5 protein-coding genes and 1 pseudogene are annotated in these 6,592 nt (G+C 74.1%); 5 read left to right on the top strand and 1 reads right to left on the bottom strand.

Going from position 1 to position 6,592, the window contains the following annotated elements; translation table 11 throughout:
• Together AE652_RS32335 and AE652_RS32330 are read left to right on the top strand one after the other, a co-directional pair.
• Window positions 1-877: sortase (locus tag AE652_RS32335; RefSeq protein WP_049658068.1), on the top strand; the 877-nt coding region annotated here is incomplete at its 5' end.
• A 23-nt stretch (window positions 878-900) separates the two neighbouring features.
• Window positions 901-1,827, top strand: a complete 927-nt coding sequence (locus AE652_RS32330; protein WP_082346115.1) for a phosphate ABC transporter ATP-binding protein — start codon at window positions 901-903, stop codon at window positions 1,825-1,827.
• 28 nt (window positions 1,828-1,855) lie between these two features.
• On the opposite strand, the gene AE652_RS32325 is transcribed toward AE652_RS32330, so the two are convergent.
• Entirely contained in the window at window positions 1,856-2,701 is an 846-nt protein-coding gene (locus AE652_RS32325; protein ID WP_049658065.1) for an HAD family hydrolase, read from the bottom strand.
• A gap of 161 nt (window positions 2,702-2,862) precedes the next feature.
• On the opposite strand from AE652_RS32325, the gene AE652_RS32320 reads away from it, so the two are divergent.
• The 3 genes and pseudogenes from AE652_RS32320 to AE652_RS32310 form a co-directional block, all read left to right on the top strand.
• The gene (locus AE652_RS32320) at window positions 2,863-3,069 is read left to right on the top strand and encodes a hypothetical protein (protein WP_049658064.1); all 207 of its coding nucleotides are present in this window, start codon (window positions 2,863-2,865) and stop codon (window positions 3,067-3,069) included.
• A 29-nt stretch (window positions 3,070-3,098) separates the two neighbouring features.
• On the top strand, window positions 3,099-3,986 hold the full coding sequence (locus AE652_RS32315) for an LLM class flavin-dependent oxidoreductase (protein ID WP_049658062.1): 888 nt from the start codon (window positions 3,099-3,101) through the stop codon (window positions 3,984-3,986).
• Between the two features lie 159 nt (window positions 3,987-4,145).
• Window positions 4,146-6,592: pseudogene (locus tag AE652_RS32310) on the top strand (hypothetical protein); the annotation flags it as partial.

Below are 6,592 nucleotides of genomic sequence, written 5' to 3'. Positions count from 1 at the left end.
CGCCCCCGCCGCCCCCGCCGCCCCCGCCGCGTCCGACGCCCCGGTCCGGCCCGCCGTCTCCCCCGGGCGGCGGCGGTTCCTCCAGGGCGCCTGGGCGGTCAGCCTCGCGGCCGCGCTGGTGCTCGGCTTCGTCGGGTACCTGTTCACGCTGTCGCACGTCCAGCAGCGGCACTACCAGTCCACCGGGTACAAGACCTTCCGCGACCAGCTGGCCCGGGCGGTCGCCCCGACCGGCGCGGCCGCCGACGGTGCCCCGGTGGCGCTGCTGGACATCCCGGCGATCGGTCTGCACCAGGCCGTGGTGGTCGAGGGCACCACCGGCCGGGACCTGATGCGCGGCCCCGGCCACCGCCGGGACACCGCGCTGCCCGGCCAGCGCGGGGTCACCGTGCTCTTCGGCCGCGGCGCCACCTTCGGCGCGCCGTTCGCCGACCTGTCCAAGCTGCGGGTCGGCGACAAGATCGAGACCACCACCGGCCAGGGCAAGTTCAGCTACACCGTCAACGTGTACGGCGACGGCGACCACCCGATCGTCGACCCGGCGGCCGGCAACCGGATGGTGCTGGTCACCGGCGACTCCGACTGGATCCCCGGCTCCACCGTGCTGATCGGCGCCCGGCTGGACGGCGACCCGGAGCAGAACCCCGGCCGTCGGCCCGCCACCGTCCCGTACGACAAGGCGCTGGCCGCGGACAAGGGCGCGCTGGCCACCCTCCAGCTCTGGTCGCTCGGCCTGCTCGGCGCGGTGGCCGGCGCCCTGGTGCTGGCCCGGTACTGGCGGCGCTCGGCCGCCTACCTGAGCCTCGCGCCGGTGGTCGGCGCGCTGCTCTGGGCGGTCTACGAGAACGCCGCCGCCCTGCTGCCCAACCTCTACTGACGCGCGCCCGGAGGACCGTTCCGATGACCGACGCACCACTGACCGACACCCCGCAGGCCGAGTTCCCACCGACCGACCCGGTCGCCGACACCATCACCCTCCCCCCGGTCGCCCCCGACCCGTACGCGGACCAGCCGTACGGGCAGGACGCGGACGGCCACCCCGACGGCGGGCCGCTCGCCGGGCTGGAGACCCGGGAGGTCTCCGCCTGGTTCGGCAGCCGCAAGGTGCTGGAGCGGGTCTCGCTGGCGATGCCGGCCGGCGAGGTCACCGCGCTGATCGGCCCGTCCGGCTGCGGCAAGTCCACCTACCTGCGGATCCTCAACCGGATGCACGAGATGGTGCGCGGCGCCGCCCTCGCCGGCGAGGTGCTGCTGGACGGCGACGACGTCTACCGGCCCGGCCGCCGGCCCGCCGAGGTGCGGCGCCGGATCGGCATGGTGTTCCAGCGGCCCAACCCGTTCCCGGCGATGTCCATCCAGGACAACGTCTCCAGCGGGCTCAAGCTGGCCGGGATCAAGGTCTCCAAGGAGGAACGCCAGCACCTGGTGGAGACCAGCCTGCGCCGGGCCGGGCTCTGGGACGAGGTGTCCACCCGGCTGCACACCCCGGGCGGGGCGCTCTCCGGCGGCCAGCAGCAACGCCTGTGCATCGCACGCTCGTTGGCCGTCTCGCCGGACATCCTGCTGATGGACGAGCCGTGCTCCGCGCTCGACCCGACCTCCACCCGCCGGGTCGAGGAGACCATCGCCGAACTGCGCGGGCGGCTCACCATCGTGATCGTCACCCACAACATGCAGCAGGCCCAGCGCGTCTCGCAGACCTGCGCGTTCTTCCTGGCCACCCACGACACCCCGGGGCGGATCGTCGAGGCCGGGCCGACCGGGCAGATCTTCGGCAGCCCGCGCGACCAGCGGACCTCGGACTACGTCAACGGCCGCTTCGGCTGAGCACCGACCGGCTGGAGGAGCCCCGGGTTCAGCCGAGCCCGAGCAGCTCCTCCAGCACCGCCGCGACGCCGTCCTGCTCGTTGCTCACGGTGTGCAGCGGCACCGCCGCCAGCACCTGCGGGTGCGCGTTGGCGACGGCGTACGCGGTGCCGGCCCAGGCCAGCATCTCCAGGTCGTTCGGCATGTCGCCGAAGGCCACCACCTCGCTCCGGTCGATCCCGTGCCCGGCGCACCAGCGGGCCAGCGTGCTGGCCTTGGTGACGCCGGGCGCGCTGATCTCCAGCAGCGGGATCGACGCGGAGCGGGTGATCTCGGCCAGGTGCCCGGCCGCCGCCCTGGCCTCGGCGAGGAACTTGTCCGGGTCGAGGTCCGGGTGCTTGGCCAGCAGCTTGAACAGGCCGCGGCCCGACCCGCCGGCCCCCAGCAGCTCCTCCGCCGGGCCGACCTCGTGCTCCATCTCGTCGCCCCACATCGGCACCGCGTAGCCGGCCTCGCGGGCCCAGCCGCCCGGGTACTCGAAGGCGAACGCGGTGCCGGGCAGCGCGGCCCGCAGCGTCTCGACCACCGCCAGGGTGGTCTCCACCGGCAGCGGGAAGGTCTCCAGCAGCTCGCCGCGCCGCACGTCCACCACCGCGCCGCCGTTGGAGCAGATCGCCACCCCGTGGCCGCCGATGTGCGGGCTCACCTGCCGCATCCAGCGCGGCGGCCGCCCGGTCACGAACACCACCCGCACCCCGGCCGCCTCGGCCGCCGCCAGCGCCGCGGCGGTGCGGTCGGTGACGGTGCCGCCGGAGCAGAGCAGGGTGCCGTCCAGGTCGGTGGCGATGAGGCGGGGCGCGGTGCGGGATTCGGTCACCGGTCCATCTTCGCCCATCGGCGCGGCCGGGGCACCGGCCCGGGTCCGCGGCCTCCGGACGCCCCCGCAGTGATCAAGCCCTTCATGCGCCGTTTCCGGCCGATCCGCCCGTACCCGGGGTGTTCGGCCGACCACGGCGGGCATGACTGCCCACGGCAACCCCGTCGGCAGGAAGAGCCATGCCCACACGCCAGCTCCGTGACCAGCCGCCCCCGACCGCCCGCCCCGACACCCGCGACCCGCAGGCCGCCGAAGCGCCGCAGGCACCCGAAGCCTCGCGCGACCCGGTCCTGCTCGGCGACGTCCTCTTCCACACCCTCGCCGACCTCGCCCGCCGCACCTCCGCCCCGTCCCTCCCCGCCCAGCGCACCCGCCCGCACCCGTGACCGCGCCGCGCGGACGTAGGGTCGGGGGCATGCGACTGAGCACCGTGATCCTCCCCGTCCACCGGTGGAGCGAGGGGCAGAAGACCTGGCGGCGGGCCGAGGAACTCGGCTTCCACACCGCGTACACCTACGACCACCTCTCCTGGCGGTCCTTCCAGGACGAGCCCTGGTTCGGCTCGCTGCCGACGCTGACGGCGGCCGCCTGCGCCACCGAGCGGCTGCGCCTCGGCACGCTGGTCACCTCGCCGAACTTCCGGCACCCGGTGACGCTGGCGAAGGAGCTGATCACGCTGGACGACGTGTCCGGCGGGCGGGTCACGCTGGGCATCGGGGCCGGCGGGACGGGCTTCGACGCGACGGCGCTGGGCCAGGAGGCCTGGTCGCCGAAGGAGCGGGCGGACCGGTTCGGGGAGTTCGTGCCGCTGCTGGACGAGCTGCTGACCAACGACGCCACCACCCGCGAGGGGACGTACTACTCGGCGGTCGAGGCGCGGAACATCCCGGGCTGCGTGCAGGCCCCGCGGGTGCCGTTCTACGTGGCCGCCGCCGGCCCGCGCGGGATGCGGCTGGCCGCCGAGCACGGGCAGGGCTGGGTGACGTACGGCGACCCGAAGGGCCCGGCGGACGTGCCGGTGGCGGAGGCGCCCGGCGTGGTCGCCGCGCAGATCGGGAAGCTGACGGCGGCCTGCGAGGCCGTCGGGCGGGACGCCGGGACGCTGGAGAAGGTGCTGCTCCAGGGGTCGACGGCGGAGAAGCCGCTGCAGTCGGTGGACGCCTTCGTCGACTGGGCGGGCACCTACCGGGAGGTGGGCATCACCGAGCTGGTGATCCACTGGCCGATCCCGGACTCGATCTTCGAGAACGACCTCACCGTGTTCGAACGGATCGCCACCGAGGGCCTCGCCCAGCTGGGCTGAGGCCGCGGGCCCACGGAGCCGGAGCACCCCCCGGGGAGCTCCGGCTCCGTCATGTCGTCGGCTGGCGCTAGGATCTGGCCGATTTCCCGGGGGATGGTTCTGGAGTCCGTGATTCCGCATGCCCCGGCCGCGTGTGTCGAGTCCGAGACGAAGGACAGCATGACCAGAGACATATCCCGAGGCGCTCGGCTGCGCCGGGCCACCGCGGTGGCCCTGACGGCGGTGACCGGCCTCGCGGCGGCGGGCCTCGCCGCCCCGGCGGCCTCGGCCGACGCGGGCCCGGTCCACAGCGTGATCTCCACCGGTGCGGTGTGGACCGCCGACACCCGCGTCTACCTCCAGCCCGACGGCGGGGACCGGACGTTCTGGTTCTTCGTCAAGGGGACGGGGATGACCGGCGGGAACAGCGTCACCTTCACCTCCTCGACGGACCCCTCGCAGACCGTGAAGGCGAGCTTCGGCGGCGACGGGCAGGGCGCGCCCTGCTGGACGCCCCAGGGGTCGCCGAACAGCAACTGCCGGGTGACGGTGCACTTCCCGGGCGGCAGCGCGCTCGGCCACTGGGAGATGACCCAGGTGGAGCTGGCCCAGCCCGACGGCTCGGTGTACCGGCAGACGGTGACGTCCGCCATCGGGACCCAGCTGAAGGTGCCGTCGGTGGAGCTGACGGCCGGCGCCAACCCGATCCAGGCCTCCGGGTTCACGCTGGGCGCCACCACGGCGGACAACCGGGCCCAGGCCCAGACCGTGACGATGTCGATGAAGGCCACCGACACCGCCGGCCGGATCACCCAGGTCGGCCCCGAGCTGACCGGGGACTGCTGGGGCAACGTCGGCGACCTCTCCTGGTCGGGCGACACGGTCACCATGAAGATCACGGTGCCGACCAGCGCCACGACCCCGTGCGTGGTCACCTCCGTCCGGGTGACCGACGACAGCCAGCGGAACTTCGAGGCCAAGGCCCCGGCCGGGCTGGTCATCACCCCGCTGCAAACCCCGGCCACCGCCCTGACGATCGGTGACGTGTCCTTCCAGCGCCGGCTGTCGCCGGACGGCGGCACCGTGCCGGTCTCCTTCCCGGTCTCCGACACGGTCCCGATCTCCCAGGTCGCGGTGACGGCCCACGGCCCGGTCGCCCCGGGCTGCGCGCCGACCGCCTCGACCACCGTCCCGCCCGGCACCCTCACGACGAACGTCTCGCTGTACCTGCCGTTCGCCACGGCCGGGACGACCCCGGACGGCTCGAAGCCGACGGGCTGCCAGCCCGGCCTGTACGCGCTGGAGATCGCCGTCACCGACGCGAACGGCACCCACAGCTACGGCGCGGTCGGCACCCCGCTGGCCAAGCCGCTGGACATCTCGGTGGGCAGTGCGGGCACCTACGTGGCGATGGCGCCGCAGCGCCTGCTGGACACCCGGACCACCGGGACGCTCCGGGGCCGCGGCGTCACCCCGCTGAAGGTCGCGGGCACCGCGGGCATCCCGGCCGACGCCGTCGCCGTGGTCATGAACGTCACCGCGACCAACGCCAAGGACACCGGGTTCGTCACCGTCTACCCGGCCGGCGGGTCCGCCCCCGTCACCTCCAACCTGAACCACACCGCGGGGCAGACCGTCCCCAACGCGGTGACGGTCCAGCTCGGGGCCGGCGGCGCCGTCGAGCTGCTCAACGGCTCGGACGGCGACCTCGACCTGATCGCCGACGTCACCGGCTACTACGTCCCGGACACCACGGGCGCCGTCTACACCGGCTTCACCCCCAAGCGGGTGCTGGACACCCGGCCCACCCACGTGCCGTCCCGCGGCACGGTCACGGTGAACCTGTGCAACCAGGCCCGGATCCCGTACAACGCGACGGCGGCCGCGCTCAACGTGACCGTCACCGACCCCAAGGACGTCGGCTTCCTGACGGTCTACCCGCACGGCCAGGCGCTGCCGAACGCGTCGACCCTCAACTTCACGCCCGGGCAGACGATCTCCAACATGGCGGTCGCCCGGCTCGGCGACGGCTGCCTGGTGGACGTCTTCAGCTCGGCCTTCGCGCCGGTCGACATCGTGGTCGACACCTCGGGCTACTTCGTCCCGGACGACAGCGGCCAGACCACCGACGGCGTGCTGGTCACCGGCACCCCCGTGCGGCAGTACGACAGCCGCCAGGGTGGTGGCCCGGTCCCCGGCGGCAGCTCCCTGCTCGGCTGGGGCCTGAAGCCGCGCGACTGGGGCATCGGCTCGCTGCTGCTGAACGTGACGGTCACCAACCCGACCGCGGACAGCTTCGTCACCGTCTACCCGGACGGCGGGCCGGCGGACTCGGCCCCGACCGGTGCCGGGCTGCCGGACGCCTCGAACCTGAACTTCACCGCGGGCCAGACCATCCCCAACATGGTCAACGCCTCGGTCGGGGCCAACGGGTACGTGGACTTCTTCAACCACGTCGGCAGCACCGACCTGGTGGTCGACATGTTCGGGTACTACACCACGGGCGTCGGCGCGAAGTCGGCCGCGGCCACCGCCAGGTCGGCCGCCGTCGCGCCGTCCGCCGCGGCACCCGGGACGGTCGCGCTGCCGGAGGCGAACCCGCTGCGGCTGCCGGTCGCGGCCGCGCG

Origin of the sequence: Kitasatospora sp. MY 5-36 (assembly GCF_001182915.1) — a bacterium.
In the GTDB taxonomy this organism is placed as follows: Bacteria; Actinomycetota; Actinomycetes; order Streptomycetales; family Streptomycetaceae; genus Kitasatospora.
This window is presented reverse-complemented; position numbering and strand designations above follow the sequence as displayed.

What these genes read in the sequence shown, in the direction of transcription:
- AE652_RS32315 (WP_049658062.1), top strand. Translation starts at nt 3,099, where the DNA reads ATGCGACTGAGCACCGTGATCCTCCCCGTCCACCGGTGGAGCGAGGGG.
- AE652_RS32320 (WP_049658064.1), top strand. Translation starts at nt 2,863, where the DNA reads ATGCCCACACGCCAGCTCCGTGACCAGCCGCCCCCGACCGCCCGCCCC.
- AE652_RS32330 (WP_082346115.1), top strand. Translation starts at nt 901, where the DNA reads ATGACCGACGCACCACTGACCGACACCCCGCAGGCCGAGTTCCCACCG.
- AE652_RS32325 (WP_049658065.1), bottom strand. Translation starts at nt 2,701, where the DNA reads ATGGGCGAAGATGGACCGGTGACCGAATCCCGCACCGCGCCCCGCCTC.